Here is a 24,710-nt window from a genome sequence, read left to right on the forward strand (position 1 = left end):
TTGCCGTGCGCGTCACGTCGCACCGGGTATAGGGGCGTTGGCGGGATTTTTAAAGCGATTCAGGCGTGATTCAGGCATGCACCGTACGAATGAGCCAGAGACCGGCGTAAAGTGCCAGGATCGAACCGCTGACGGATATCGCCATATAGCCGACCGCGAAGCTGATCTGCCCGCGCTCCCACAGTGTCGCAATGTCCAGGGAGAAGGCGGAAAAGGTCGTGAATCCGCCGAGAAAGCCGGTCGCCACCAGGTAGCGGATCGTTTCGTCGCCGCTCGATCGCGCCGCCAGCCAGGAGATGAACAGGCCCATGGCGAAAGAACCGACGATGTTCACCGTAAGCGTGCCGTAGGGAAATCCGAAGCCGAGCAGCCTGAGGCTCGCCGTGCCGACGAGGTGACGCATCCCCGCGCCGAGGCCGCCGCCGATCATGACAAGGAGCAGGTGCTTCATCGAAAGGTTCCGTCCGCGTTTCCGTACGAACGGGGCCTACCGGATAAGGCGAGCGAATTCAAGCTCATGCGGTTTCGGCCACTTCGCGCAACGTGCGGAAATGCTGTTCCACCTGTCCGAGGAGGTTTGGCACCAGGTCCGGATCGGCCACGAGATGGGGCGCTTCCTCGCGCAGGATCGTCAGGAACGCGTCCCGCCTGAGGTTGCTGATCTTTGCGGTATCGAGCCTCTTCGTGGTCTCGGCCGCCGAAAGCACCAGCGTGATCAGCCGGTCCGCGGCGGAAAGCCGGCCCCACAGGTAGTCGTGCTCGCGCCAGCGCCGGTTGAAGAAGGCGCCAAAGGCGTTGAGGCTCGTTCCCTTCAGCGAAATGCCTTCCGGGTGCAGCGTATGAGGGTCGCTTGGGGATATCCGGTCGATCCGGATTTCGTTGAGTTCCGCCGTCTCCGGACGTTTCATCACCGGCAGCGTCACGAGGTCGTAGAAGGCAAATCCCACATATGCGCTCGTCAGGGCCACGCGCAGGTCCGGGTCCAGGTAGTTGTAAGCCATGACGGAGAACACGTCGTCGGTCAGAAAGTCGAGATCGGCAAGCCCCATCCGCTCTTTCAGGATGTCGAGCAGGCGGGTCAGCGCATGTTCGTTTGCCCTGTCGGCCATCGCGAAGTCCGCCGCCAGGCCGATCGTTTCCTCGCCGTAGAAATCGCGTGACCAGCGCCGGGTGAGGTGGTCGATGTGCTCGTAGAGCGTGGTCTTGAGTTCGTCCATCTGCTCCGAGCCGCGCATCGTGTCGGGCGCGGCGGCGTGGTAGAGCGCGTTAAGGCGCCTGATCACGAAGCGAAGCCGGCGGATGCGGTAGTCGACGTCGAGGCCGCGCAGGAAATCGATCACGGGCGCGGGCGTCGATCCGGCATCCGGGTTTTCCGCGAAGATCGCATCGAGCCTTGCGATTATGCGCTCCGTTATATCGGCTTCGCGCGGGTCCGCGCCGCCAAGCCGCGCCAGTCGCGCGATCAGCATGCCGAGCTTTTCGGCGACCACTCTCAGCTTGAGGCGCTGATAGCCGAAGTAGGTATAGCCGGCGCCCTGGTGCGCCGCTTCGTTGGCCCGCTCGCGGCCTGCCGACAGTTCCTTTACGGTCGGCGGGCGCGATGCCTTCAGCTTGATGATGCGTGCGACTTCCCGCTCGATCACGGGTTCGGATGCCGCGACAACATCGGAAATGAGCCTCGCTTCGTGATTGAGGTCGGCGACCTGCTGCAGTGCGTCGCCGATCGGCTCGTTGCGCGGGATATGCGCCATGGACGCGAATATGACGTGAAAGAAGCTTGGCAGCGCGGCGTCATCGCCGTCTTCATATCCATCGCCGATTTCCATCGGCAGCGGATCGACGTAGACGAGGCGGCGCACGACTTCGCGCGAGGCCGGCCGGTTGGCGATTGCCTCGATGACGGGCTGCAGCGGCTTGTTCATGACGACGCTGCCGTCGACGAAGACGCTTGTTTCGGGGTGGTCGTCCCGCCCGCCTTCGATCTTTTCCAGAAGCAGCTGCCTGCGACCGCGCGGATCGTTGCCTCCGGCCCAGGGCTCGCCCCGCGTTTCCATCACGCGGTCCATTTCGCCGACAGTCATCGGCGGGAAGGCGCCGGGAAAGGCGGCCGTTGCGCGCGCCGCGAACACGAGGGTGGGGATGTAGCGGTCGGAGAATTCCGAGGTTACGTCGCCGGCTGCGCGGTGGCGTGCCTTGAAGCGCAGCACGCGCCGGTGCTCCATTTCCTCGATCATGCCGGCGTTGTCGATTTCAAAGCGCGTCAGGCGTCCGTGGAAGTCGGTCAGCGTCACGAAAAGGTCGATGCGCTGTCCCTGCGGGATCAGCGTTTGCGCCGGCGCGCTCGGGTCGTCGGCGGTCGCCTTGGCCCGGCCCATCCCCTCGGCGGCGTCCAGCATCCAGCCGACGAAGCGTTCGCCTGAAAATGGTGGCGTGAACCATCGTGCCTGGATGAACTGGCGCAGTTTCTCCCGCGTTTCCGGATCGGACGTCTCGGAGTTCAGGCCCATGGAAACCAGCCGGTCGATCACCGGCGCGATGGAGCCCTTGAGATAGCGCGTCAGGCCCACCGGCTCGTTGGCCAGTCGCGTGACATCCGCATTGGCAAGCCAGAGATCGCGATGGGACTCGATATCGAGATCGTGGGCGATCGCGCGCGCCAGCATCACGCCGTTGATGCCGCCGGCCGACGCTCCGGCGATGATGTCGGCGACGACCCTGATATTGACGTCGGGTGCCAGCTCCTTAAGAAGCCGGCGGTATATGTCGGTCGATGTCGGTTTTTCGCGTGCGCCCGTCTCCGCTTCCGCCTCGGTGGCGTAAAGGCCTTCTTCGTGGCGTTTCGACGCGCGCACGATGTTCAGGAACTCCCGCGTCACGCCATGCATGTAGACGGCGAGCGATACGCCGCCGTAAAGGACAAGGGCCAGTCGAAGTTCGATTTGCTTCATGGGCGCACTTGGGGGCTCACTTGGGGCTCGCGGGTAACATCATGATGATGCCTCCACAGCCTTCGCCGCAACGGGAAAGGCAAGGATTGCACACTGCCAATTCGTATAAGCGATCAAGACTTTGCGAAATCCGCCGGATTGCGGATATGGTCCGGCTGGAATGCAGCCATTTTGTGGGGAATTTGATGAGCACCGATCATTCGAAGGATACGCTGACGCAGCGCCTCGGCGTCCTGACCCGGCGCGAGACGGAAGCGCGCATCCTGATCCCCGTTGTCGAGGCGATGGCCGAAGCCTTCGGCAAGGAAGAGGTTCACGAGGTTCTGCGCAAGACGGTCGTGGAGATCGCGCGCAAGCAGGGCAGGGAACTTGCTGCCGATTTCGGCGATAATCCTGCCGCTTTTCTGGAAACGCTCAAGTTCTGGACGCAGGACGACGCGCTTGAGATCGATGTCCGGCGCGACGACGGCCGCTACCTCGATTTCGACGTGAAGCGCTGCCGCTATGCGGAGATGTACCGCGCGCTGGGCGTGCCGGAGCTTGGCCGTCTCCTGAGCTGCAATCGCGATTTCGCGCTGATCGAGGGCTTCAACGAAAGCGCGTCTCTTACCCGCGAGCAGACGATCATGGAAGGTGCGCCCTGCTGCACCTTTCGCTACGACTTCGGCGCGTTGACGGACGAGGAGCCCCGGTAGGCTCGGTCTTTCGCATCGTCACCGCCGGACCTGGCCCGGCAATTCCCCCTCAGGTGCAGGGCAGGTTGCCATTGCCGGTTCCGCCTTGCGCCTGCGCGAAAGCAGAATGCCCGCCGCCGTCGAGGCGAATACCAGTGCTATTCCGGCAACCTGTACGGGGCCGAACCATTCGCCGAGCAAGACGGCGCCGAGGACTGTCGCGACCAGCGGGCTGAAGAGCGAGATGAAGGCGACGTCCGCCCCGAGGTGCGATATCCCGCGCACCCATAGCCAGTAGCTGAGCGCCGTTCCGATCAGCACGAGATAGGATATGCCGATCAGGTTAATCGCTGTCGGTGCCGGCGGCAGCCCTTCGAAGTAGAGCGCGAAGGGCAGAAGGGCCAGTCCGCCAAGGGTCAGTTGCCAGGCGGTCAGCGCAAGCGGCGTTCCGATCCTGCCCCAGCGTTCGATCAGCACTGTGCCGAGCGCCATGGAGCCGGCCCCGGCAAGGGCTGCGGCAATTCCGATCGCGTCGAAGCTGGCTGCGGGATCGAGCACCAGAAGCCCGACGCCCGCGAGCCCCGCAAGTGCCGCCAGTATCTGCCCCGGGTGTGGCAGGCGCGAAAGAAGCGGCCACGCGAGGAAGGCGACGATCAGCGGCTGGCTTGAGCCGACGGTCGCCGCCACGCCTCCGGGCAATCGCGATGCGGCCACGAACAAAAGCGCGAAGAAGACGCCGATGTTCGCGAGCCCGATGATTGCGAGCGGCAAGAGCTTTTCTCGCGGCGGCAGGCCCGGCCCTGACAGCATCAGGATTATGCCGGCCGGGAGAGCCCTCAATGCCGCCACCAGCAGCGGATGGCTTACAGGCAGCGTTTCGGTGAAGACGATATAGGTCGTGCCCCAGAAGATCGGGGCAAGCATCGTGGCCAGAACGATTGAAATCCTGGTGCCGGACATGGGTGGCACTCCATTGACCGTGTTGCGCGCGGGTTCAGCCCGCCAAGGGAAAGCGGCCGGAAAAGGCGATGTCGCTCAAAGGCTTGCGGATGGTTTCCTCGGACTTCTTGTGAAGGTGCTCCGGTAGGGATTCCGGGTCGGTTTCCCGGCCGATGGCGACCGCCATTTCGATGTGGAAGCGTTCCGGCACATTCAGCACGTCTCGTGCGCGTTCGAAATCGACGCCGGCCATCCCGCGCGCATGAAGGCCAAGCCTCACGGCCTGGAGCGCAAGCTGCGCCCACGCGGCACCCGTATCCAGGCTGTGCGTGCGAAGCGGGCTCGCCTTGCCTTGCGCATCGCGCTGCAAAAGCGTGTCGGAAAGCACGAATATGAGGGCGGAGGCGTTTTGCGCCCACTCCGCGTTGAAGGGCACCAGCAGATCCAGGAAATCCTGCCAGTTTTCGTCGCCGCGCCGCGCATAGAGAAAGCGCCAGGGCTGATAGTTGTAGGCCGATGGCGCCCAGCGGGCGGCCTCGATCAGGCTGAAGAGATAGCTTTCGGCAAGCTCGGAGCCGTCGAACGCGCGCGGCGATCGCCGCTCCAGAAAAAGCGGCTCTATCGGGTGATCGGCAATTCTGTAGCTCATTTCCTGTCTCCTGCGGCTGCTGCCGGAATTCGGGACGCATTTACCCCTTCTGCCGCGCGCAGCCGTTCGCAGGCGCAATCCATCGGGATTGCACTTCGCTTCGATGGTTGATATTCTGACGTCGAGAATTTCGATATCAGATAGTTTGATATCGAATTAAATAAGCGGAAGGTGACCGTGAGTCAAGACGGGGCTTCGAAATCTTCGAACGATGGGGCGCTGGGCGCGCCGATCGACACGATTCTCGAGCAATGGCGGCGCGAACGGCCCGATATCGACCCCAGCCCTATGGCCGTTTGCGGCGATATCTGGCGGGCGGGGGAGCGGCTGCGCAAGGGCGTGATGGCCAATCTTGCCGGCACGGGGCTCGACTTCGCCTGTTTCGACGTGGTGCTGACGCTGCGCCGTCAGGGCAGGGGCGGGGCGCTTTCGCCATCGGCCCTCGCGAAGGAGATGATGCTGTCCACCTCGGCGATGACGAGCCGCCTCGACCGTCTGGAAAAGCTCGGCCTCATCACGCGCGAGACGGATCCGGCGGACCGTCGCGGCCTGAAGGTGGCGCTCACCGATGCGGGCTTTGCAAAGGCGGATGAGATCGTCGTCTCTCACGTGTCGACGGAAGAGCGCCTGTTGAACCGCCTTTCGGCAAAAGAGCGCGATCAACTGCGTTCGCTTCTGAGAAAGATCGGCGAATAGGGCGCCAGTTCATGTTCGCTCATGCCTGGTTTCGGGTGAAGCCCGGTCATTGCGGCAACCGCCTTTGATGCCCTGGTCAGGCGGGCAACCGATGCGGCTTCCAGATCGTTTCCGCGCCGTCCTTGATTTGACTCCCGGGCCGTGCCCAAATAACCGAAACCTCCTGGTGAGCGGGGCACGATGACCATGTCTTATGATGTTGTCATTGCCGGCAGCGGACCTCTCGGCATCGCCGCCGCACGCAGGCTGGCGGAAAGAGGTGCGGACGTACTTGTTCTGGAACAAGGCGATGCGATCTCGGATCCGCCCGGATCGCATTACCGCAATTCCGACCGGTTCGTCGCGCAGCCCGACAGCTATCTCCCCGCAGCCACGAAATATCTCGAATTCATCGACGACAGCCGGCCTCGCGATGCCCTTCCAGGCGCTGCGGTTACGCGCGCTGCAGGTGGTCAGGGGGTGATCTGGACAAATCTCTGTCCGCGCGGCGATGCGTTATGGCCGGTCATGAGCGATGAAGAGTGGTCGGCGCGATACCGGCTGGCTGAGGAGTATCTTCTTGTCCAGAGCGACGGGCTCGACCGGTCCATACGCCAGAAGCGCATCGGCGCCGAGCTTGAAAAATACTTCGAGACAACGGACCGCAAGGTCGAAGCGCTTCCGGTCGCCGGGCATTTCCTGGAAAGCGGTATTCTGCATTACACCGCTCCGTTCGATATTCTGAGTGCCGCCGGCGAAGCTCGAAACAAGGTGTCGATACGCCGTGACCGGGTGAACCGCGTTGTGAGCGAAGGCCACAAGGTCAAGCATCTGGAAACAACGTCCGGCCGTGTTGAAGCGGCGGGTTATGTGATTGCCGGTGGTGCCATCGCAACGCCGCAGCTCCTGTTCCGGTCGGGCATACGTCCCGATGCGCTGGGCCGCTATCTCTCCTACCACCCGCTTGCCGTGTGCCAGATCGTCGTTGCGCCGGAATTTTGCAGCGCCGAGGGCGTGGCGGACGTCGATCCCCGCATCCAGATCCGGCCCGGTGGCGAGACGCCTTGGTATACGCTGGTGCTGCATGATGTATCGCCTTTCGATCCGTCCGGAGACGATACGGAGATTCCGCCGAACCGGCTTGTCGAGATCCAATCGATCTGTCCGGTCGACAATGAAGAACACAAGCGGGCGATCTTCCACGAGGAGGGGCGCGTGACCTTCGACGTTCCATTGTCGGATGCCGACCTCGGCAGAATGTCCGGTGCGGAAGCCGAGGCGCGCGAGCTGGCGGATCTGTTGGGGCGTATCAGGCAAGGCTGCGCGCTTGCCTGGATGCCCTTCGGTTTTGCGCATATGACGGGCACGACGCGCATGTCCGCATCGAACGACGGCACCGGCGTCGCGGACTACCAGGGCCGCGTCTGGGACTATGACAATCTGTTTCTCGCCACGAACGGCCTGATCCCGACGAGAATGTCGGTCAACCCGACGCTGACCGGCGTCAGTCTTGCGATCCACGTGGCTGAACATATCCAGCCTTGAACACTGCGCGCCTCACCCGCCGAAGATCCCCTAACCGCCGAAGATAACAGCATCCGGCACCTCGTAGCGTTCGTTGCCGACGCGGATCATGTTGAGGTCGCTTTCCTTTGCCGCGCTCGTTTCGGGATAGCCGTCGGCCTGGCTCGTGTCGGCGCTCAGGAACCTGCCGTTTTCGAAGAACAACGCGCGTTTCGTTCCATCTGGCCTTGTGACGACGACGGAAGCCGAGCCGCCGGCTCCCCGTGCGACGCCGAAGTCGCATTGCCCCATCGGCTGGCCGGAAAATTGCGCGCAAGGGATCTTGCCCGTCGCATCGAATGCGCCCTGGCCCGCGCGCAGTGCTGCGGGGGCATCCTCAAGATAGCTCGCCACCACAAAGCCGCGCCTGCTGCCGGCTTCCATGGGCTGAACCTCGCACCATTGCCGCCCGTCGATGTTGGAGCATCCAATTATGCGCATGACAGTTCCGGAATAAAACGCGCCGACGTTCGGCGCGCGCGTCGAAGGCTCGGAATGAACGTTCAGCTTGTCGGGAATGCCTTTCACGGCCATGTATTGCGCTTTTCCGGCTTGTTCGTCGCCGCCTTGAGGCGGGCTTGGCGGGCGCACGGAGGCTTCGCGGAGGTATCTGCCCGCCACCCAGCCGCGCAAGTCCGGGCGGTCGGCTGCCGCAACAGAGCACCAGCGCTGGCCGTCGTGCATTTCGCAGCCGAGGTTCTGCAGGATCGATCGATTGGGAAACTGTGCGATCACGCGGTTCGCCGTGCCGGGGCCTGCGCGCATGTTGAGCGTGTCGTTGGAAGCAACGCCCGTCACTTCCCAGTAGTCGGGTCCCCCTTTCAGGCCGTCGGCATAATCGGGCGCCGGGGAGGGTGAGGGCGCGCTTGAGCGGTCGGCGGCGCCTATGATCATCTCCAGGCGGTAGTTCGCGGTCTCGTTGCGCCTTGCCGCCGCGCGCATCATGTAGACGCGGATCTTGTAGTCGCCGGTTGCCGGAAGCTGGCCCTCGTACTGGTTGCCGCCCGAAGCGGTAGAGGAATTGAAGATCGCAACGTTCTCCTCGCCCGGAGGGATGATGTTGAAATAATTCTGGACGTTGTCGGTCGCCATGCTGACGTTCATGTACTGCCCGGACTGCGCGCCGAGCACGTAGTCGACCGTTTCATATCCAACGATCCGGCTTTCGATCGTCGCGCTTGTCGCGCCCGGGGCGAATTCTACCCGCTCGGTTCGTATGTCGTTTGCCTGGGCGAGCGCATGCGAAACGCCAAGCGCCGCAAATGCGGGAAAAACGATCGCCTTGATGAAACCGCGCATGATGGCCTCCACGTGAAAGTGCGCACCTTCGCCTCTCCCTACCGGACGCTTATTGGTCGGGTGAGCTATCAGTTCAGCGTCTTCCCGGTGCTTTGCCGTCAGTTCGAACTGGGAAGGTTATGCTGGAAAGTTACGCGTGTTCATCCGCCGTAGATTACTGCATCGGGGATTTCGTAGCGCTCTTCGCCCACACGCACGATGCTCAGGTCGCCTTGCTTGGACGCGCTGAAAGGCCCGCTATCGGCCTGGCTTGTATCTGCGCTCGTCGCCTTGCCATCCTGAAAGAATATCGATCGCGTCATGCCGTCCGGTTTCGTCACCGCCACCACGCCGGAGCCGTTTCCTTCGCGGGTCACTCCGAAGGGGCATTGGCCGGTCGGCTGGCCCGCTCCGAAAGAGCATGGAATGCTGCCCGTCGCGTTGAAGGCGGTGCCTTGCACGAGAGCGTCGGAGGATTGGCCGGAGTCCTGCGTGTTGCAGGCCGCAAGCAGCAGCAGGGCAGGCAGGGCGGTGGTCAGGGCTCGGACAAGCGGACGCATGGTTTTTCCTCCGGTTTTGTGAATTCATGACCCTCGCGGTCAGCTCGCGGTTTCGGTTTGTTGGGCGGTGTGCTCGGGCGGGGCTTCCACGGTTATTACGCGGTGACCGCCGAAAAGGATTGCCGCGATGAAGATCAGCTTGATCGCCTGGACGGTCGAAATCTCCTTCACGCCCAGCACATCGGGCAGCGTCGTGTTCCAAAGCCACTGCAATATGAGGCCGAGGATCAGCAGTATGACGATACCGATCACGATCCCGATGATCGCACCGACGATGACACCGGCAATGTCCATGGTTTCCCCCCTCGTTTGGCCGCAGTTGTCCTGGCGGATCAGGACTTGATCACGAAGTTCATGCACTTCATTGGTGACTTCCCTGAAAAGGGCGATAGCTTCTGGAAGGAAAACGGCGAAGGCGAGCCCTCCGGCCGCGAATTTGCGTCGGCTGACGCCATGGAAACGTTATGCGCCATAGAAAATCTCGCCATTTTTAGTAAGTATTTATCGTATGTAATATTACGTAACGGAAATGTGGCAGAAATAAAATTCGGCGCGGCGGATCCGCGTAGGTCGCGGCTGCCGCTGTATTTCATTCGATGCTGCGTTGTTGTGATTTCTCGGTCGGGTTCGCGCTGTGCTAGCCGAATATTCGCTTGAACGCGCCGATATTCTGACGGAAGCCCGCTTCGAAATCTCCGTTGCCGGGGTGATAGACGCTCTCGTAGGAGATCGCTCCCGCGTAACCGTCGGAGCGCAGCGCCTGCGCGATCGGGTCGAACTGGTCGCCAAGCTGGCCTTCGCCCATCGGCCGCACTTCCAGCGTCGCTCGCGGCGTGTCGGCATGCACGTCCTTGATGTGGATGTGGCCGAGATAGCCGCCGCGCAGTTCCTCGTAGCCGTCGGGATAGGCCGTCTCGTGGCACCAGCAGTTGTTCGCCGGATCCCACAGCACCTTCAGAACGTCTTTTGCGTCGAGGTCGTCGATCAGCTTGCGTGCGGTGTAGCTGGAATTCACCATCGTGCCGTTGCCGGTTTCGACCACCAGCGTCACGCCTTCGGCTTTGGCAAGCTCGACGGCGGGCGCGATCAGTGGCGGGAGGGCATCCCAGGCGCCCTTGGCGACGTTCCAGACCTCAGCGCCGTGATGCCCCCACAGGATCTGTTCCTTTTTTGAGGTCATGATCCTTACGAGCGGCGAGGAAAGCGCATGCGCCATGTAGATCACCCGTTTCAGGGCGTCCATGTGCCTTGTGTGAAGCTCGTCGCCGGGCCGGTTGGCCGTTGTCATCCCGGCGAAAATGTGCCGCGAGAGGCAGGAAACCGGCTTGCCGTGGGCTTCGAGCAGCGCCTTGATGCGTCCGGTCTCTTCCCGGGTATGGTCGCCCACCTCCTTGTCCCAGACGAATTGCAGTTCCGCGTATTCAAGGTCGAACTCGTCCATCACGTCGAGCGCGTGGGCGAGATCGCGGCTGATGCCGTCGGTGATGACGCCGAGTTTCATGATCCCGCGCCTTTCCGTGAAAGTTCCGCGCCGACGATGTCCTCAAGCACCCGTGTGACCGTCCAGTTGTCGCCGTCGGGATATTTCGTTCGCCCGGCTTGGAAAAGCTGCATCGCGGTCGCGGCGGTAAACAGCGGCACGCCAAGCTCGCGCGCAAGGTCCATGGCGATGGTCATGTCTTTGTACATCGTGTTGATGTGGCTGCCGGTGCCTTCGAATTTCCGGTCGATGATGTTTTCAAGCGCCGTCTTCGCCGCACCGCAGCCGGCACTCGATGTCGAGACAACCTTGAACAGCGCCTCGGCATCGACGCCGGCCTTGGCGGCGAGCACCGACGCTTCGAAGGTGGCGGTGAATATCGAGCCGATCAGCGATTGCAGGCATGCCTTCACGGTCTGGCCCATGCCGGCTTCCGCGCCCACGCGGTGGATCGTCGCCGAAACGGATTCCATGGCTGGCCGTGCCTTCTCGAGCGCTGCGTCGCTTCCCGCCGCCATCATAGTCAGTGTACCGCCCTGCGCGCCAGGAAAGCCGCCGCTGACGGGCGTATCGATGAAATGAATGCCGCTTCCCGCAAGCCCGGCTGCGATATCGCGGACTTCGCTTGCCTGGATCGTCGCCGTCAGAAGGATAGCGCTGCCGGGCGGCATCGTGTCCTTCAGGCCTTTTGCCCCGCCGCCGCCCAGGATCACCGAGCTTGCCTGCGCTCCTGTCATGACCATGACGAAAACGCAATCGGCCCCTTCGCCCGCCTGCGCCACCGACGCGGCAGGCGTTCCGCCCGTCGCGGCGAAGTCGCCGAGACGCTTTTCACTGATGTCGAATCCCTTGACCGTGAAGCCGGCCTTCAGGAGGTTCTTCGCAAGGCCCGACCCCATGTCGCCGAGCCCGATCACTCCGGCCGTGCTGCCCATCATATCCTCCCCGAAAGATTTTCCTTTGCCTCACTATGGGCGATACGAAATGCGTTGCCTATAGGAGCTGGAAGCTTTCGGAGGATGTCTTTCAGAGCATTGCTCTTTCGACCTTGGGTCTTGATGCTCCGGCCTTGAACATCTCAAGTCCGTTGGGATCCTTGGACCGTACCTTCGCCATGTCCGCCAATTCGCGGTTTTCATGCGCAACGATCGAGGATGTCGGCCGCATCCGGTCGGTCATCAATATGCCGTCAAGATGGTCGAGCTCATGCTGCAGCAACTCCGAGAGCGAGAAATCCGCCTTCTCGAAAGCTTCTTCTCTGCCGTCGAGCCTGCGGAAACGCACGGTCACGCTGTAGTGTCTTTGCACCCGCACAGCGATTTCAGGCAGGCTCATGCAGTCGTCCCACACCTCGGCCCGGGCTTCCGAGGCCCATGTCATCGTCGGGTTGATCAGCACGTGCTCTCTCCCGTCCAGCACCATGGCGATCATCCGCTTCATGATGCCGACCTGAGGTGCGGCGATGGCCCGGCCCCACCCGTAGCGGGCGCGAAATGCGTGCACGGTACGCAAAAGTTGCTCCGCCTCCGCGGCGAGTTCCGTCTCGATGCTTTGCCGGGAAACGGGCTCGCAGACCTCTTTCAGCCGAGGATCGCCGAAACGCAGGATACTGGCGATTGGATCGTTCATGACAAACCTCCGGCAGCTTCACCAAAAGCGCAAAACCGCGGGCCTAGTTGCCCGCGGCTGGTTGTCGGCGGGGGGCTTCAGCCCCAGTTGGAGAAGATTTCCTCGCGCTGCGAGCGTGACCCGGCGAGGCGTTCCTGTGTGGCGGCGAGCACCGCTTGCGAAGCGCCCTTGGGCGTTCCGGCGTCGAACGGCGGGGCGGGCGCGTATTCCAGCGCGAGCTGCACGGTTTCCGCTTCCGCCTGGCCCATGATCTCGCTGACGACGGCAAGGCCGAAGTCGATGCCGGACGTCACGCCGCCGGCCGTGAACAGGTTGCCGTCCTGGACGATGCGCTCGTCGACGGGCTCTGCTCCCAGCGTGGACAGGAAATCGTGGGCATACCAGTGCGTCGTCGCGCGCTTGCCCTTGATCAGGCCGGCTGCGCCCAGCACCAGAGATCCCGTGCAAACGGAGGTGATGTATCTTGCCTCCGCCGCCTGCTTGCGCACGAAATCGAGCACGACTTCGTCCTTCAGAAGCGGGTTTACGCCGCCGCCGCCCGGAATGCACAGCACGTCGAGCGTCGGGCATTCGTCGAACGTCATCGTCGGCATCATCGTGAGGCCGGTCGAGGAGACGATCGGTTCGCGGTCCTTCCAGATCAGATGCACCTCGGCGTCCTTGGCCGTCGCGAAAACCTCGTAAGGCCCGGTCAGGTCGAGCTGCTGCACGTTGGGAAAGACGAGAATGCCGAAACGCACGGTCATTTGAATTCTCCTGATTGACTTTGGGCAAGTTATCAGGCCACGCTCTGGCAAGATCGCCATTTACCCCTCGTTTCGTGCCAAAGTTTCGTGCCAAAATGCAGCGCCGTATAGAAATCCTCGCCTACAAGAACGTGCAGCTCCTCGACGTCGCGGGTCCCTTGCAGGTTTTCGCGACCGCCAACGATCTGGCCGGCATGTCCCGCTCGCCCTTGCCCTACCAGCCGGTGGCGGTCGGCGAATGCGGCTCGGCGGTCACGTCGTCCGGCCTTTCGATTGGGCTGGAGGAGCTCCCGCGCGCCGATGCGCCGCTGGACACGCTCATCGTGCCGGGCGGATGGGGCGTGGACCGTGCCTCGGAGAATCCGGCCCTTGTCGACTGGGTGAGGCGGCGTTCGGCTGCCGCGCGGCGCACGGCCTCCGTTTGCAGCGGCGCGGTTCTTCTGGCGACCGCAGGCCTTCTCGACGGGCGGCGCGCTGTCACGCACTGGCGGCGGTGCGAGGAATTCTCGAAGAGCTTCCCCAAGGTTCGGCTCGATCCGGATCCCATTTTCGTGCGCGACGGCAATATCTGGACATCCGCCGGCGTCACGGCGGGCATAGACCTTGCGCTGGCGCTGGTGGAGGCCGATCTCGGGCGCGAGACGGCGCTTTCGGTCGCGCGCCAGCTGGTCGTTTTCCTGAAGCGTCCAGGCGGGCAGTCGCAATTCAGCACGGCCTTGTCCTTGCAGGACAGCGGCGGGCGTTTCGACGATCTTCACGCCTGGATCATGCAGAACCTTCACCGCCCTCTCGCGCTGGCCGATCTTGCCGAGCAGGCGGGCATGAGCAGTCGCAGCTTTTCGCGCCACTATCATCAGGAAACGGGCCGCACGCCCGCGCGCGCCATTGAGGAAATGCGGCTGGAAACCGCGCGCCGCCTGCTGGAGCAGGGGGGGCATGTCGCACGTATCGCAACGCGCTGCGGCTTCGGTTCGGAAGAGACGATGCGCCGCGCCTTCACCCGCCGTTTCGGCACCAGCCCGCAGGCCTACCGCGAGCGGTTTTCGGCATGACCTACCGTTTCTTGTCGAGCGCTTCGAGCATCAGTTCGACCACGCGTTCAAGCTGCAGGTCGCGCCCTTCCATGATCGAGTTCGGATCGTTGTAGACGACTTCGTCCGGCACGATTTCGCGGTTTTCGAAGAACTCGCCCTCCTGTGTGCGAAAGCCGATCTGCGCAACCGCGAGCGACAGGCGCTGCTCCTGCTGGGGCGCGGAGAGCACGGCGGTTCCGGTTCCCGGCACCCGCGCGCCGACGGAGGGGCCGAGCTTTTCGCGAATGTAGTAATAGGGAAAGACCGATCCGTCGGAATAGCTGTAGGCATTGGCGAGAAGCGCCGTCGGCTTCGCCCACCGCCAGTAGGGCGAGGTTCCCAGATCCACCCCGTTTCGCGTGACGAGGCCGGAATGGCGCTCGCCGGTCAGGAAGGCGGTCAGCTGGTCGTGCAGCAGCCCGCCGATGTTGAACCTCACGTCGATGATCGCGGCTTCCGCATCGCGGTAGCGTCCCATGAGCACGCCGTAGGTCTTGCGGAATTCTCCGTCGTTCATCGCCGCGACGTGGGCATAGCCGAGGCGCCCGTTCGAAAGACGCTCCACAATCGCTTGCCGCTGGTCGATCCAGCGCAAATAGGCCAGATGCCCTTCAAGCGCCAGTTCGTCCGGCACGACGATCTGCTCGACTTCCCCGTCTCCGCCAACCGGGCGGATCTTCAGCATCACCTTCTTGCCGGCCTTGCGGTCGAGCAGCGGGTAGATGTCCGTCCCAGCGCCGATTTCCTTGCCGTCGACGCTCAGGATCACGGCGCCGGCTTTCAGCGCGCCGCCCGCGAAATCGGCCGGCCCTCCGGCAAGGATCTCCTGGATCTTGACGCCCGCTCCCTTGTGCGCGCTCTCGTAGAAGACGCCGAGCGTCGCCGTCTTGTCCCAGAAGCTCTTTTCGTTCTTGAACTGCGTGTACATGTGCGAGGCGTTAAGCTCGCCCTGAAGCTCCGCCATCAGCTCGGCGAAATCCTCCCAATGGCTGATGTGCGGCAGGTATTTGGCGTAGAGGTCATGCATCTTCTCCCAGTCGACGCCGTGCATGTTCGCGTCGTAGAACTTCGATTTCACGAGCCGCCACTGGTGGTCGAAGATATATTCCATCTCGGCCTGAAAATCGTATGCCGCTTCGATCTCGAAGGGGATTGAGCTTTTGGCGCCGCTCGCAAGGTCGTACCGGTCGATGGTTGCCGCCGAAAGCACGTAGAGCGCCTTCACGTCCTTGTCGGTGGCGAACACTTCGCTCGGGTTCGGGGCCCTTGCGAAAAGCTGCCGGGGCGCTTGCGTGCGCGTGTCCACCGCATAGCCCACCATGCCTATCGTCGGCTGGTAGGCGACGAGGATCAGCCTCTTGTTGTCGGGAGTAAGCCTTGCGAATTGCACATAGGGGATCATCGACGAAAGCCGCGCCTTGCGGTAGCGCAGGCCCTCGATATCGTCCCGGATTTCCGCTGTCGTCGCGGCTTCCGCGGTCTTCTCGCCGCCGGCGGCTTCCTTGCGGGCGCCCTTGAACGCCTGATAGGCATCGTTGGTCAGGAAGGCTGCGAAATAGTCCGGGCTTGCGGTCTGTTCGTCCAGGTTGCGGGTGGAGAACCGGTCGGTCGCCCAATAGACGATGGTGCCGTCCGCGCTGAATTGCGGCTTCATGTCGGCAAAGCCGCTGTCGCTCACCTTCACGCGTGGCGCCTTGCCTTCCGCATCGACAAGTTCCACTTCCAGGTTGCCGAGCCCGAAGCCGGTGCTGGTGACGATATGTTTCCCGTCCGGTGACCACGCGTGGGAAAGGTCGCCTTCCGAATAGGAATAGGCGGCGGAATCGGGCAGGACCTCCACCGAATTTCGGCTTTCGATGTCGAGCACGCGGATCGCATTGCGGTCGTCGCGGTAGGCGACCCTTTTGCCGTCTGGCGAATAGAGCGGCTGCAGCGCGTCCGTATCGGTATCCAGAAGGGCCCGCTCTTTCAGCTCCAGCGCATCGGTAAAGGTTGCGTCGTTCTCGCGCGCGATTTCCGTCTCGTAAAGGTCCCAGTCGCCCTCGCGTTCGGCGGCGTAGAGGAGCTTGCGCCCGTCGGGCGAGAAGTCGATGGACCGCTCCGTCTGTGGCGTCGCCGTGATGCGCTTCGTCTGGCCGTTCTCCAATGAGACGGTGAAGACGTCGCCGCGCGCGACGATGGCAAGCTCCTTGCCGTTTGGCGACACCTTCATTTCGCTTGTCTGGCCGTTCAGCTTCACGAAGAACGCGCCCGAGGCCATCGTGCCTTGCCTGATCCGCACGTTGACGCGCTCAGGTGTCTTGGCGCCGGGCGCAAGCCGCCAGATTTCCGTGTCGTATGTGTAGACGATCGTGCCGTCGTCGGCGGTGGACACGAAGCGCACCGGCAGCGTGTCATGTGCGGTCAGCCGCTCCGGCGCGCTCTTGCCGTCGGCGGCGATGCTCCAGACGTTGAACGTCCCCGGCCTGGCGTCCGGGTCCGCCATGCCGCTTTCCGGCATTTCGCTTGCGAAGATGATGCGTGTGCCGTCACTGGACCAGACGGGGCTTCTGTCGTTTCCACGGTGCGTCGTCAACTGGTGGTGCTTGCCGACGTCGAAATCGTAGATCCAGATATCGCTCGTCTGGTCGGAGATGTCGCCCTTGCGCCATTCGACTTCCAGCCCGTTCACCTTCCTGTAGGCGAGGAACTGTCCGTTCGGGCTGATCGCCGCCTGAGGTGCGGCGAAGGGCATCTCCAGGTGCTCGCGCCCGCCTGTCACCGGCACGGAATAGACCTGGCCGAAGTTGCCCGCGAAGCCTTGCAGGAAGTTGATTTCCGGATCGCCCAGGCGCTCGGCGTTGAAGAACACTCTCGTGCCGCCTGGTGAAAACGCGAGCGGTATCTCGCCGGCGGAATGGTAGGTCAGCCGTTTGATCTCGCCACCTTCGGCGGGCATCACGAAGACGTCGTTCTTGTTGTGCCGGTCGGATGCGAAGGCGATTGCGCTGCTGTCCGGCGACCAGACGGGGTGGGTGCTGTAGAACTGGCGCTCGGTAAGCGGCAGGGCGTCTCCGCCTTCAGCCGGCACCACGAATATCTGCCCGCGATAGGAAAAGGCGATCTGCGTTCCGTCCGGCGAAATGGCGACATCGCGCATCCAGTAGGGGCGCTCGCTCGCCCCGGCCTGCGCGGCGGCGGTTTGCGGGCAAATGCCTGTCCCGATTGCAAGGCACGACAGACCGAGGACCAAGCCGAACCGCATGCGCATGTCACCGTCCTCCCGTACGCTTCAAATCCGAAGTGTAGGGTCAGGGATAACACGTAGGCAAATTTAAGTGACGCAACGGAATAATTTGTTTCGGCGTGTCGGGTCGCAATACCCGGAATATACCGTTTAACACGCGACGGTCATCGACACGGGGAAGCCCCTTGGCATTGTCGGCAGAGCGGGTTGGATGAAGCGCCATTCGGCGTCAATGAGGGCATAGCGCATGTAATTCGGCTCCTTTGGGAGCTTGAATCATGCGCGCCGGCCTCAATCAGTTCCGGCAGTTGTCGGGAATCAGAACGGACCTTGCTATTATTTTTCCGCGCCTTTTCTGTCATACGCGCCGAACAAGGATGGATCGAGACCCTTGCGATCGAACAGACCCTTGAGTGCGATGTTGGCGATCTGCGGTCCGTTGTCGGTCATTGTCACCCAGGTGGCATGATCGACGTTGCCTGGACCTTCCTGGTGAAACGATGCGCCGGTAGGTCCCATCGTGATATACTCTACGCCGTCGATCAGGTCGTAGTCATAGTAATGCAGATGCCCCCCGAAAAAGGTGTGCTTTCTGCCTTTGAGAAGCGCCTGAATCGCCTCGAAGCTCTTCGACGGTTTTTCCCAGGCGGGCTCGTGCAGAAAGAGAAATGTCCATCGCACGTCCGCGTTCTGCTCAAGAGTTTTCTTCAGAAACGCCATCTGATCGTCCTGAAATTCCACGGGTACGGCAAGCCCCGCCACGACTGACTCATCAGACATGAACTCTGCGAGCATTTTTTTCGCCGCTTCAGGATCTTCCGTCTGCAAGCGATTGTATAAATCGATCTTCTCCCGAATGCCTTCCGGTTCCGGACGGGGAGGGTCTTCGCTGTCGAGCACTACGAACAGGGCGTTGTCGTAGACGAAGCTGTAATAGGTCGTGCCATACCTTTCGCGCCAGACCTGCTGCGCTGTCGTATTGGCAATATCGTGATTCCCCGGCGTGCGGAAAAACGGCATATCGAGGCTGCCAAGCATCTTGTCGATGCTGTCCCATTCGGCATTCAACTCTACTTTTTCGTCACTGTAGCCTTCGATCAAATCACCGACATTGATCACAAATTCAGGCTGCAAGAGATTGATCTGGTCAATCGCCAGCTTGAAGGTGCCCTGGGCATTGGCTCCTCCCGTCCGGTCACCCATAATCAGGAACTGAAAGTTGCCGGGATCATCGTTGAATTTTTCAGATGTCCACGGCTTCCCTGTGGGAAATTCGCTTTGATCGTAGTTGAAATCGGCCCCGGTCGAGGGCGATGCGGCACCAAGTGCCAGTACGCATACACATAATCCGGCCAAGAGCGATGCACGATGTTTCCCAATGGGCATCATATCCTCCCATCACCTACGGCTGAAAAACTGGATACCGCCAGCAAGGGAAGTACGCATTGATATCAATCAACATGATAGACCGCCGGAATTCTGGATGCGCCCGATGAGCCAGGCATCTCACAAGAGATCGACCGGGCTTGCGATGCGGATTGGATCAATAAAACTAGCTTGGCGGCGTTTTTCTTACATGCAGACGAGGTTACGGAAATCTGGCACACGAAAACGCATGCCTCTACCGGATCTTGTCGCTGTGTCGATTAATGAGTACACGCCCTAGCATGCATGTCCGGGATGGAACGGGTGGTGGAGGCATCGCTTTGGCAGGGACATACCAGCGTTTCTGATCCCCAACGGACATTCGCACCAAGCTGCGCCAACGCCGGGTAGATTGTAAGAGCCGACATCTGCGCTGACCTAAGGGCAGGCACCTGCTACGCTCGTGATTGGCGAATGAGGTGCAAATGTCATGAATGCAAATCAAGCCCAGGCCGACTACTGGAGTTCGTCTGCGGGTCTCAAGTGGATCGAACTCGAGCATGCTCTGGATACCGCAATGGCTGGCATGCTGGAGACGATGCTGGACGCTGCGGCGATTGTCGCTGGCGAGCGCATTGTTGACGTGGGCTGTGGAACGGGGGCAAGCACGATTGCCGCTGCGGCGCGAAACGCCCACGGCGAAGTCCTGGGTGTGGACATTTCCAAACCACTTCTCGAGCGTGCTGAAGAACGGGCCCGCTCGGCGGATGCCGGAAACGTTTCGTTTCTGTTGGCAGACGCGCAGTCACATCGCTTTGCGGACGACGCGTTCGATGTTCTCGTTTCGCGGGTTGGGATGAGTTTTTTCTCGGACCCTGTTTCCGCCTTTCGAAATCTTGGTTCGGCGCTGGGCGATCGGGGACGGATGGCCTTCGTGAGCTGGGCGGGTGTAGATCGAAATCCCTGGTTTCATATCCCCAAGCAGGCTGCCGAGCGGAGGCTCGGACCGGCTCCAAAAGCCGATCCACGCGCACCGGGGCCAACTGCTTTTCAGGATATCGGATATGTCACCGGCCTTATGTCACAGGCAGGCCTCACCGGCATTCATGCCCAGGCTGTCGAAGTCGACCTGACGCCGCCGGGCGGCACGACGGGCGCTGCACGGGCGGCGAGCCGGGTCGGGCCGGCGGCCCGCATCATGAAGGCTCACAAGGGAAATGAGGCAGATGCGGCGGCGATAGAGGAAGCGGTGCGTGATGCATTCGTTCAGTTCGAAACGAATGGCGGAACACGCGTTCCCGCAGTGGTGAACCTATTTACCTGTCGCACCTGACCGGCGATGACGGGCCAGTTATTTCCCGGCTCTGCGTCTTGAAAATCAAAAAGCCCCCGGAGCGTGTGCTCTCGGGGGCTTTTGAATGGTGCGGTCGAGAAGACTCGAACTTCCACGGGTTTTACCCCACAGCGACCTCAACGCTGCGCGTCTACCAATTCCGCCACGACCGCATATGTTGTCCGTACCCCTCAGGGCCGGCGGAGCCTTCCTCTATCAAATAGGATTCTGCCGCGCAAGAGGCGGATGCGAAGATATTCACATTCCTCGATAAAACGCGCGAATCCGCGCGTCGCGGCTGTGGACGGCGGGCCGAAGCTGTTGCCGTCAGCTTGCTCGCAGGCTTGGTGTTTTTGCTGAAGCTGGGCTACTTGCGCCTCACCTCTCCACACGAAGTCGGATGTTTCCGACTTCGTCACCTCTCCCCCGGTGGGAGAGGTCGGCGCGAATGCGCCGGGTGAGGGGGGCGAAAATGCTCGTAGCGATATTTTAAACGGAAGGCGATGGATCAGATCGGACCTTCGGTGCGTGCCGGGCGCACGTGCGGGCCCCGCGTCAGTACTTCGGTCACCGATATGCCGATCTTGTCGCCCTGCAGGACAACCTGCCCGCGCGCGACCGGGATATTGTTCGCCAGAATCTGAACGTCGTCGTCCTCATGGGCGTCAAGCTCGATCACGGCGCCACGACCCATGCGCAGGAGCTGGTGAACCGGCATTTCGTTCTTGCCGAGGACAACTGAAATATCGACCGAGATATTGTCGAAGGTGGTCATTCTTGCTTTCCGGCGTTAAGGAATAGGTTTATCGAACGAGGTTCGCCGGTCCATTCAGCTTTTCCCGGAAGAAGGGATATGCGAAGCGGTTACCAGCGGTTAACCGATGTCTCGCATTTCGCCAGAACGTGGTTAAGAAACCCTTAAAGCATCTGCCCATACGTAACTGAATCATGAACCAACGCTCAGACATCGCCCTTGATTTCATGCCCGCGCCAGGCTCCGCGCCCGTCGAATGGGTCATCTCCGACGGTCTCGTGGATTACGAGGCCGCCCTTGCCGAAATGGAGGAGAGGGTGGCGAAGATCGCTGCCGGCGAAGCGGCGGAACGCGTCTGGCTTCTGGAGCATCCTCCGCTTTACACCGCCGGCACCAGCGCCGAGGAGGCCGATCTTCTGGCGCCCGACCGGTTCCCGGTTTATCGCGCAGGCCGGGGCGGGCAGTACACTTACCATGGGCCCGGCCAGCGGGTTGTCTATGTCATGCTGGACCTCAAGCGGCGCCAGGCCGATATACGCGCCTTCATCGCCGCCCTTGAGGACTGGCTGATCGGCACGCTCTGGAACTTCCACATTCGCGGGGAACGGCGCGAGGATCGCGTCGGCGTCTGGGTCAGGAGGCCCGACAAGGGCAGGGAGGCGGAGGACAAGATCGCCGCCATCGGCATTCGCGTGCGCCGCTGGGTCAGCTTTCACGGCATCTCGCTCAACGTCGAGCCGGAGCTTGAGCATTTCGAAGGGATCGTGCCTTGCGGCGTCACGCAGCACGGCGTCACCAGCCTAGTCGATCTCGGTATTCCGGTGACGATGGAGGAGACGGATTCCATCCTTCGCCAGGAGTTCGAGCGCCGCTTCGGAGCGACCGTGCGGACCTGAGTTTATTCCGTAGCGTCAACAGCTATCGAGAATCCTGAAGTCCCCGTCGAGGGGCGTTGCCTCGCTCAGGATCAGAAGTTCGTCGACGCGCGCGCCCCTGGGGCCCATCTTTGCCGCGTCGATCATCAGGTCGATCGCACTCGAAGGGCCGCAGATGACGGCTTCCACCTCGCCGGAATATCGGTTGCGCACCCAGCCGCTCAGGCCCGAGGCCGATGCCGTTCGCGCCATCCACGCCCGGTAGCCCACACCCTGGACGAGGCCGCTGATCGAGATGTGCAGGGATTTGATGTCGCTCATCGCCTGTCCTTTTCGCCGCTCCCAAGCGTAACGAAACGGACGGCATAACTGAACCCGCCGGAATACGAATCAGCGGTGCGTCCAGCTTTCCAGTTCGGCCAGATAGGTTGCCGGCAACTCCCACTCGCGCGCCGCCGGAATGACGATACCCGAGTGATAGTCCGGTCGCGGCCGGCCCTCGTCCCTGTTGCTGCCGACATAGACAAGCGCGCGCACCGGCGCGTCAGGTCCTTTGACGGGCAGGTGGGCCTTCTCGTACCAGCCTCGCGCAACACCCTCGTAACGGTCGAGAGTGCGGATATGTGCCAGCGTCAGGTTCCAGAGAATTCCATGCACGGTGGATCCGGGGCGGGGTATGATGGAGGCGACGCCGTCGCTCGTGATGATGAATCGCCATCCGGCAAGCCGCGCCGGACCGAGTGGAGTTCCGCTGGGACACCGGGTTGACATCTGCCCCCGGTGCATGTTGGAGCCATAGGCGAAATAGATCGGCATGTCTGGATTTCTCAGTCGGCGAATTTCGCCGTCATATAACCCGAAATCTTTCTTCTGGCCCTATCCGGAATTTTCCTCGACGCCTGCTGTCGGCAATCCCGCGCTCACTCGAATTCCATGATCACGGCGTCGACCGCAAGGCTTTCGCCGGGGGCGGCGTTGATTGCGGAAACGATGATGTCGCGTTCGGCGCGCAGCACGTTTTCCATCTTCATGGCCTCGACCACGGCAAGCGTTTCTCCCGCTTTCACTTCCTGGCCGACCTCCACATTGATGGAGACGACCAGCCCCGGCATCGGGCACAGCAGCATCCTGGAGGTATCCGGCGGCAATTTCGCCGGCATCAGCTTGTCGAGCTCGGCGATTGTCGGCGTCATGACCCAGGCTTTCACCGAGAAGCCCTGCCATTCGAGCCGGTATCCGTTCGGAATCTGGCGCACCTGCACGCAAACGTCCTGATCGCCGATGCTGCCTCGCCACAATCCTTCGCCCGGTCGCCATTCGGAAACGACGGTTTCCACCGGGCCGTCATCAACCGCGATGTCGAGCTCGATCGGCGTTGCCGGCATGCCGGTGACGAGGCGCGCGGGCAAATGCTCGTCGTCAAGGCGCACCACCCAGTTTTCGCGCACCGCGCCCGAATGCGGGCGAAGCCGGCCCGTCAGATGGTCGAGGCGGTTGCGCCTCAGCGCCTCCATCGTCAGCGCCACCGTGGCGAGCACCCGCTTGGCCTCGGCATCCGGCACCATCGGCTGAAAGCCGTCGGGATACTCCTCCGCGATGAAGCCGGTCGAAAGCTCACCCGAACGCCAGCGGGGGTGCTTCATGAGCGAGCTGAGGAAGGGGACATTATGCTGGATTCCGTCAACGACGAAGCTGTCGAGAGCGGTACTCATGGCATCGATCGCCTTGTCCCGCGTCGGCGCATGGGTGATCAGCTTCGCGATCATCGGGTCGTAGAACATGGAAATTTCCGACCCTTCGGTAACGCCCGTATCGTTGCGAATCGTCACGCCCCCGTCCGTGCCTTCTTCCGGCGGTGCGTAACGCACGAGCCGGCCGATCGAAGGCAGGAAATTGCGGTAGGGGTCTTCGGCATAGATGCGGCTTTCCACCGCCCATCCGTCAAGCTTCACATCGCTTTGCGTGATCGAGAGCTTCTCGCCGGCGGCAACCCGGATCATCTGTTCCACGAGGTCGATACCGGTGACGAGTTCGGTCACCGGATGTTCGACCTGCAAACGGGTGTTCATCTCGAGGAAGAAGAAGGATTTGTCCTGGCCGGCGACGAATTCGACGGTGCCGGCTGAATCGTAATCGACGGCTTTTGCCAGCGCGACCGCCTGTTCGCCCATCTTGCGGCGCGTTTCTTCGTCGAGAAGCGGTGACGGCGCTTCCTCTATGACCTTTTGATTGCGGCGCTGGATGGAGCATTCGCGCTCGCCGAGATAGATCGCGTTGCCGTGTTTGTCGCCAAGGACCTGGATCTCGATATGGCGCGGGTTTTCAATGAATTTCTCGACGAAGACCCGGTCGTCGCCGAAGGAGGAGGCGGCTTCCGAACGCGAGCGCACGAAACCGTCGTGCGCTTCCGCAGCGTTCCAGGCAATCCGCATGCCCTTGCCGCCGCCGCCGGCGGACGCCTTGATCATCACGGGATAGCCTATCTCCCCCGCGATCTGAACCGCTTCTTCCGGCGTTTCGATGACGCCGAGATAGCCGGGTACGGTCGAGACCTTCGCTTCGTTCGCGAATTTCTTGGATTCGATCTTGTCGCCCATCGCCTCGATCGCGCGCGGGTTCGGGCCGATAAAGACGATTCCCTCTGCCGCAAGCGCTTGCGGGAAGGCGGAGCGTTCCGACAAGAAGCCGTATCCGGGGTGCACGGCCTCGGCACCCGTTTCCTTGCAGGCGGCGATGATCTTGTCCATCACCAGGTAGGATTCTGCCGCTGCGGGCGGGCCGATGTGGACGGCCTCATCCGCCATCTCGACATGCATTGCGTCGCGGTCCGCATCGGAAAAGACGGCAACCGTCCCGATCCCCATTCGCCGGGCGGTCTTGATGACGCGGCACGCGATCTCGCCGCGATTGGCAATCAAGATCTTGGAAAACATGCGACGGGGC

At 62.0% G+C, this 24,710-nt stretch carries 24 protein-coding genes, 1 tRNA gene and 2 pseudogenes; 7 read left to right on the forward strand and 20 right to left on the reverse strand.

Annotation, left to right across the window (positions count from 1 at the left end; all coding sequences use genetic code 11):
- Window positions 1-70: 70 nt before the first annotated feature.
- Together crcB and GR183_RS04180 are read right to left on the reverse strand one after the other, a co-directional pair.
- A complete protein-coding gene (crcB, locus tag GR183_RS04175) occupies window positions 71-451 on the reverse strand; it encodes a fluoride efflux transporter CrcB (protein WP_160774350.1) in 381 nt (126 codons plus the stop codon).
- Window positions 452-515: 64 nt separating this feature from the next.
- A complete protein-coding gene (locus GR183_RS04180) occupies window positions 516-2,948 on the reverse strand; it encodes a patatin-like protein (RefSeq protein WP_160774351.1) in 2,433 nt (810 codons plus the stop codon).
- A 185-nt stretch (window positions 2,949-3,133) separates the two neighbouring features.
- On the opposite strand from GR183_RS04180, the gene GR183_RS04185 reads away from it, so the two are divergent.
- Window positions 3,134-3,643, forward strand: coding sequence for an L-2-amino-thiazoline-4-carboxylic acid hydrolase (locus GR183_RS04185; RefSeq protein WP_160774352.1), 510 nt, complete (start codon window positions 3,134-3,136; stop codon window positions 3,641-3,643).
- Between the two features lie 18 nt (window positions 3,644-3,661).
- Here the strand turns inward: GR183_RS04185 and GR183_RS04190 are convergent, their stop codons facing one another.
- Both GR183_RS04190 and GR183_RS04195 read right to left on the reverse strand, forming a co-directional pair.
- The gene (locus GR183_RS04190) at window positions 3,662-4,582 is read right to left on the reverse strand and encodes a DMT family transporter (protein ID WP_160774353.1); all 921 of its coding nucleotides are present in this window, start codon (window positions 4,580-4,582) and stop codon (window positions 3,662-3,664) included.
- A gap of 34 nt (window positions 4,583-4,616) precedes the next feature.
- The gene (locus tag GR183_RS04195; protein ID WP_160774354.1) at window positions 4,617-5,210 is read right to left on the reverse strand and encodes a nitroreductase family protein; all 594 of its coding nucleotides are present in this window, start codon (window positions 5,208-5,210) and stop codon (window positions 4,617-4,619) included.
- A 177-nt stretch (window positions 5,211-5,387) separates the two neighbouring features.
- On the opposite strand from GR183_RS04195, the gene GR183_RS04200 reads away from it, so the two are divergent.
- Window positions 5,388-5,906: a MarR family winged helix-turn-helix transcriptional regulator gene (locus GR183_RS04200; protein WP_202395834.1), complete on the forward strand. Its 519-nt coding sequence runs from the start codon at window positions 5,388-5,390 to the stop codon at window positions 5,904-5,906.
- Window positions 5,907-6,086: 180 nt separating this feature from the next.
- Window positions 6,087-7,430 (forward strand): FAD-dependent oxidoreductase, encoded by a 1,344-nt coding sequence (locus tag GR183_RS22115; RefSeq protein ID WP_160774355.1) that lies wholly within the window; start codon window positions 6,087-6,089, stop codon window positions 7,428-7,430.
- 30 nt (window positions 7,431-7,460) lie between these two features.
- Here GR183_RS22115 and GR183_RS04210 read toward each other — a convergent pair whose 3' ends face one another.
- The 3 genes from GR183_RS04210 to GR183_RS04220 all read right to left on the reverse strand — a co-directional run bounded on the left by GR183_RS04210 (window position 7,461) and on the right by GR183_RS04220 (window position 9,580).
- Window positions 7,461-8,747, reverse strand: coding sequence for an SH3 domain-containing protein (locus GR183_RS04210; protein ID WP_160774356.1), 1,287 nt, complete (start codon window positions 8,745-8,747; stop codon window positions 7,461-7,463).
- A 140-nt stretch (window positions 8,748-8,887) separates the two neighbouring features.
- Window positions 8,888-9,286, reverse strand: coding sequence for a hypothetical protein (locus GR183_RS04215; protein ID WP_202395835.1), 399 nt, complete (start codon window positions 9,284-9,286; stop codon window positions 8,888-8,890).
- Window positions 9,287-9,325: 39 nt separating this feature from the next.
- Window positions 9,326-9,580, reverse strand: a complete 255-nt coding sequence (locus GR183_RS04220; RefSeq protein WP_160774357.1) for a hypothetical protein — start codon at window positions 9,578-9,580, stop codon at window positions 9,326-9,328.
- 45 nt (window positions 9,581-9,625) lie between these two features.
- On the opposite strand from GR183_RS04220, the gene GR183_RS04225 reads away from it, so the two are divergent.
- Window positions 9,626-9,943 (forward strand): hypothetical protein, encoded by a 318-nt coding sequence (locus GR183_RS04225; RefSeq protein ID WP_160774358.1) that lies wholly within the window; start codon window positions 9,626-9,628, stop codon window positions 9,941-9,943.
- Here GR183_RS04225 and GR183_RS04230 read toward each other — a convergent pair.
- The 5 genes and pseudogenes from GR183_RS04230 to GR183_RS04245 all read right to left on the reverse strand — a co-directional run bounded on the left by GR183_RS04230 (window position 9,924) and on the right by GR183_RS04245 (window position 13,141).
- Window positions 9,924-10,787 (reverse strand): sugar phosphate isomerase/epimerase family protein, encoded by an 864-nt coding sequence (locus GR183_RS04230; RefSeq protein ID WP_160774359.1) that lies wholly within the window; start codon window positions 10,785-10,787, stop codon window positions 9,924-9,926. The two genes, GR183_RS04225 and GR183_RS04230, sit on opposite strands and share 20 nt — an antisense overlap.
- Window positions 10,784-11,239, reverse strand: coding sequence for an NAD-binding protein (locus tag GR183_RS22120; protein WP_312846788.1), 456 nt, complete (start codon window positions 11,237-11,239; stop codon window positions 10,784-10,786). Before GR183_RS22120 ends, GR183_RS04230 begins: the two co-directional genes overlap by 4 nt.
- A pseudogene (locus GR183_RS22125) lies at window positions 11,216-11,707 on the reverse strand (NAD(P)-binding domain-containing protein); the annotation flags it as partial. The gene GR183_RS22120 and the pseudogene GR183_RS22125, both read right to left, overlap by 24 nt.
- Before the next feature lie 85 nt (window positions 11,708-11,792).
- Window positions 11,793-12,395, reverse strand: coding sequence for a peptide deformylase (locus GR183_RS04240; protein ID WP_160774361.1), 603 nt, complete (start codon window positions 12,393-12,395; stop codon window positions 11,793-11,795).
- A gap of 77 nt (window positions 12,396-12,472) precedes the next feature.
- Complete coding sequence (locus GR183_RS04245) at window positions 12,473-13,141, reverse strand: DJ-1/PfpI family protein (RefSeq protein WP_160774362.1); 669 nt, start codon at window positions 13,139-13,141, stop codon at window positions 12,473-12,475.
- A 95-nt stretch (window positions 13,142-13,236) separates the two neighbouring features.
- Here GR183_RS04245 and GR183_RS04250 point away from each other — a divergent pair, with 95 nt between their 5' ends.
- Window positions 13,237-14,193, forward strand: a complete 957-nt coding sequence (locus GR183_RS04250; RefSeq protein WP_160774363.1) for a GlxA family transcriptional regulator — start codon at window positions 13,237-13,239, stop codon at window positions 14,191-14,193.
- A 1-nt stretch (window position 14,194) separates the two neighbouring features.
- Here GR183_RS04250 and GR183_RS04255 read toward each other — a convergent pair whose 3' ends face one another.
- From GR183_RS04255 to GR183_RS04260, 3 genes and pseudogenes are all read right to left on the reverse strand, one after another.
- Entirely contained in the window at window positions 14,195-17,464 is a 3,270-nt protein-coding gene (locus GR183_RS04255; RefSeq protein ID WP_160774364.1) for a S41 family peptidase, read from the reverse strand.
- Between the two features lie 46 nt (window positions 17,465-17,510).
- A pseudogene (locus tag GR183_RS22330) lies at window positions 17,511-17,689 on the reverse strand (transposase); the annotation flags it as partial.
- 87 nt (window positions 17,690-17,776) lie between these two features.
- Entirely contained in the window at window positions 17,777-18,826 is a 1,050-nt protein-coding gene (locus tag GR183_RS04260) for a metallophosphoesterase family protein (RefSeq protein ID WP_160774365.1), read from the reverse strand.
- Window positions 18,827-19,295: 469 nt separating this feature from the next.
- On the opposite strand from GR183_RS04260, the gene GR183_RS04265 reads away from it, so the two are divergent.
- Window positions 19,296-20,138: a class I SAM-dependent methyltransferase gene (locus GR183_RS04265; RefSeq protein WP_160774366.1), complete on the forward strand. Its 843-nt coding sequence runs from the start codon at window positions 19,296-19,298 to the stop codon at window positions 20,136-20,138.
- Window positions 20,139-20,224: 86 nt separating this feature from the next.
- Here GR183_RS04265 and GR183_RS04270 read toward each other — a convergent pair.
- Together GR183_RS04270 and GR183_RS04275 are read right to left on the reverse strand one after the other, a co-directional pair.
- A tRNA-Leu gene (locus GR183_RS04270) sits at window positions 20,225-20,311 on the reverse strand.
- Window positions 20,312-20,646: 335 nt separating this feature from the next.
- Entirely contained in the window at window positions 20,647-20,913 is a 267-nt protein-coding gene (locus GR183_RS04275; protein WP_160774367.1) for a FliM/FliN family flagellar motor switch protein, read from the reverse strand.
- Between the two features lie 173 nt (window positions 20,914-21,086).
- On the opposite strand from GR183_RS04275, the gene lipB reads away from it, so the two are divergent.
- On the forward strand, window positions 21,087-21,788 hold the full coding sequence (gene lipB, locus GR183_RS04280) for a lipoyl(octanoyl) transferase LipB (RefSeq protein ID WP_160774368.1): 702 nt from the start codon (window positions 21,087-21,089) through the stop codon (window positions 21,786-21,788).
- Between the two features lie 15 nt (window positions 21,789-21,803).
- Here the strand turns inward: lipB and GR183_RS04285 are convergent, their stop codons facing one another.
- The 3 genes from GR183_RS04285 to GR183_RS04295 form a co-directional block, all read right to left on the reverse strand.
- Window positions 21,804-22,088, reverse strand: coding sequence for an acylphosphatase (locus GR183_RS04285; RefSeq protein ID WP_160774369.1), 285 nt, complete (start codon window positions 22,086-22,088; stop codon window positions 21,804-21,806).
- Between the two features lie 69 nt (window positions 22,089-22,157).
- Window positions 22,158-22,583, reverse strand: coding sequence for a gamma-glutamylcyclotransferase family protein (locus GR183_RS04290; protein ID WP_160774370.1), 426 nt, complete (start codon window positions 22,581-22,583; stop codon window positions 22,158-22,160).
- 104 nt (window positions 22,584-22,687) lie between these two features.
- Window positions 22,688-24,700 carry an acetyl-CoA carboxylase biotin carboxylase subunit gene (locus tag GR183_RS04295; RefSeq protein WP_160774371.1) on the reverse strand — a complete coding sequence of 671 codons (2,013 nt, stop codon included), beginning with the start codon at window positions 24,698-24,700 and terminating at the stop codon, window positions 22,688-22,690.
- Between the last annotated feature and the right edge of the window lie 10 nt (window positions 24,701-24,710).

Source organism: Stappia sediminis, from assembly GCF_009826895.1.
Taxonomy (GTDB): Bacteria; Pseudomonadota; Alphaproteobacteria; order Rhizobiales; family Stappiaceae; genus Hongsoonwoonella; species Hongsoonwoonella sediminis.

Coding starts and splice junctions, on each gene's coding strand:
- crcB (WP_160774350.1), bottom strand. CDS start 451: ATGAAGCACCTGCTCCTTGTCATGATCGGCGGCGGCCTCGGCGCGGGG.
- GR183_RS04195 (WP_160774354.1), bottom strand. CDS start 5,210: ATGAGCTACAGAATTGCCGATCACCCGATAGAGCCGCTTTTTCTGGAG.
- GR183_RS04210 (WP_160774356.1), bottom strand. CDS start 8,747: ATGCGCGGTTTCATCAAGGCGATCGTTTTTCCCGCATTTGCGGCGCTT.
- GR183_RS04260 (WP_160774365.1), bottom strand. CDS start 18,826: ATGCCCATTGGGAAACATCGTGCATCGCTCTTGGCCGGATTATGTGTA.
- GR183_RS04265 (WP_160774366.1), top strand. CDS start 19,296: ATGAATGCAAATCAAGCCCAGGCCGACTACTGGAGTTCGTCTGCGGGT.
- GR183_RS04250 (WP_160774363.1), top strand. CDS start 13,237: ATGCAGCGCCGTATAGAAATCCTCGCCTACAAGAACGTGCAGCTCCTC.
- GR183_RS04230 (WP_160774359.1), bottom strand. CDS start 10,787: ATGAAACTCGGCGTCATCACCGACGGCATCAGCCGCGATCTCGCCCAC.
- GR183_RS22115 (WP_160774355.1), top strand. CDS start 6,087: ATGACCATGTCTTATGATGTTGTCATTGCCGGCAGCGGACCTCTCGGC.
- GR183_RS22120 (WP_312846788.1), bottom strand. CDS start 11,239: ATGGAATCCGTTTCGGCGACGATCCACCGCGTGGGCGCGGAAGCCGGC.
- GR183_RS04180 (WP_160774351.1), bottom strand. CDS start 2,948: ATGAAGCAAATCGAACTTCGACTGGCCCTTGTCCTTTACGGCGGCGTA.
- GR183_RS04185 (WP_160774352.1), top strand. CDS start 3,134: ATGAGCACCGATCATTCGAAGGATACGCTGACGCAGCGCCTCGGCGTC.
- GR183_RS04255 (WP_160774364.1), bottom strand. CDS start 17,464: ATGCGCATGCGGTTCGGCTTGGTCCTCGGTCTGTCGTGCCTTGCAATC.
- GR183_RS04215 (WP_202395835.1), bottom strand. CDS start 9,286: ATGCGTCCGCTTGTCCGAGCCCTGACCACCGCCCTGCCTGCCCTGCTG.
- GR183_RS04240 (WP_160774361.1), bottom strand. CDS start 12,395: ATGAACGATCCAATCGCCAGTATCCTGCGTTTCGGCGATCCTCGGCTG.
- GR183_RS04245 (WP_160774362.1), bottom strand. CDS start 13,141: ATGACCGTGCGTTTCGGCATTCTCGTCTTTCCCAACGTGCAGCAGCTC.
- GR183_RS04295 (WP_160774371.1), bottom strand. CDS start 24,700: ATGTTTTCCAAGATCTTGATTGCCAATCGCGGCGAGATCGCGTGCCGC.
- GR183_RS04285 (WP_160774369.1), bottom strand. CDS start 22,088: ATGAGCGACATCAAATCCCTGCACATCTCGATCAGCGGCCTCGTCCAG.
- GR183_RS04220 (WP_160774357.1), bottom strand. CDS start 9,580: ATGGACATTGCCGGTGTCATCGTCGGTGCGATCATCGGGATCGTGATC.
- lipB (WP_160774368.1), top strand. CDS start 21,087: ATGAACCAACGCTCAGACATCGCCCTTGATTTCATGCCCGCGCCAGGC.
- GR183_RS04275 (WP_160774367.1), bottom strand. CDS start 20,913: ATGACCACCTTCGACAATATCTCGGTCGATATTTCAGTTGTCCTCGGC.
- GR183_RS04190 (WP_160774353.1), bottom strand. CDS start 4,582: ATGTCCGGCACCAGGATTTCAATCGTTCTGGCCACGATGCTTGCCCCG.
- GR183_RS04290 (WP_160774370.1), bottom strand. CDS start 22,583: ATGCCGATCTATTTCGCCTATGGCTCCAACATGCACCGGGGGCAGATG.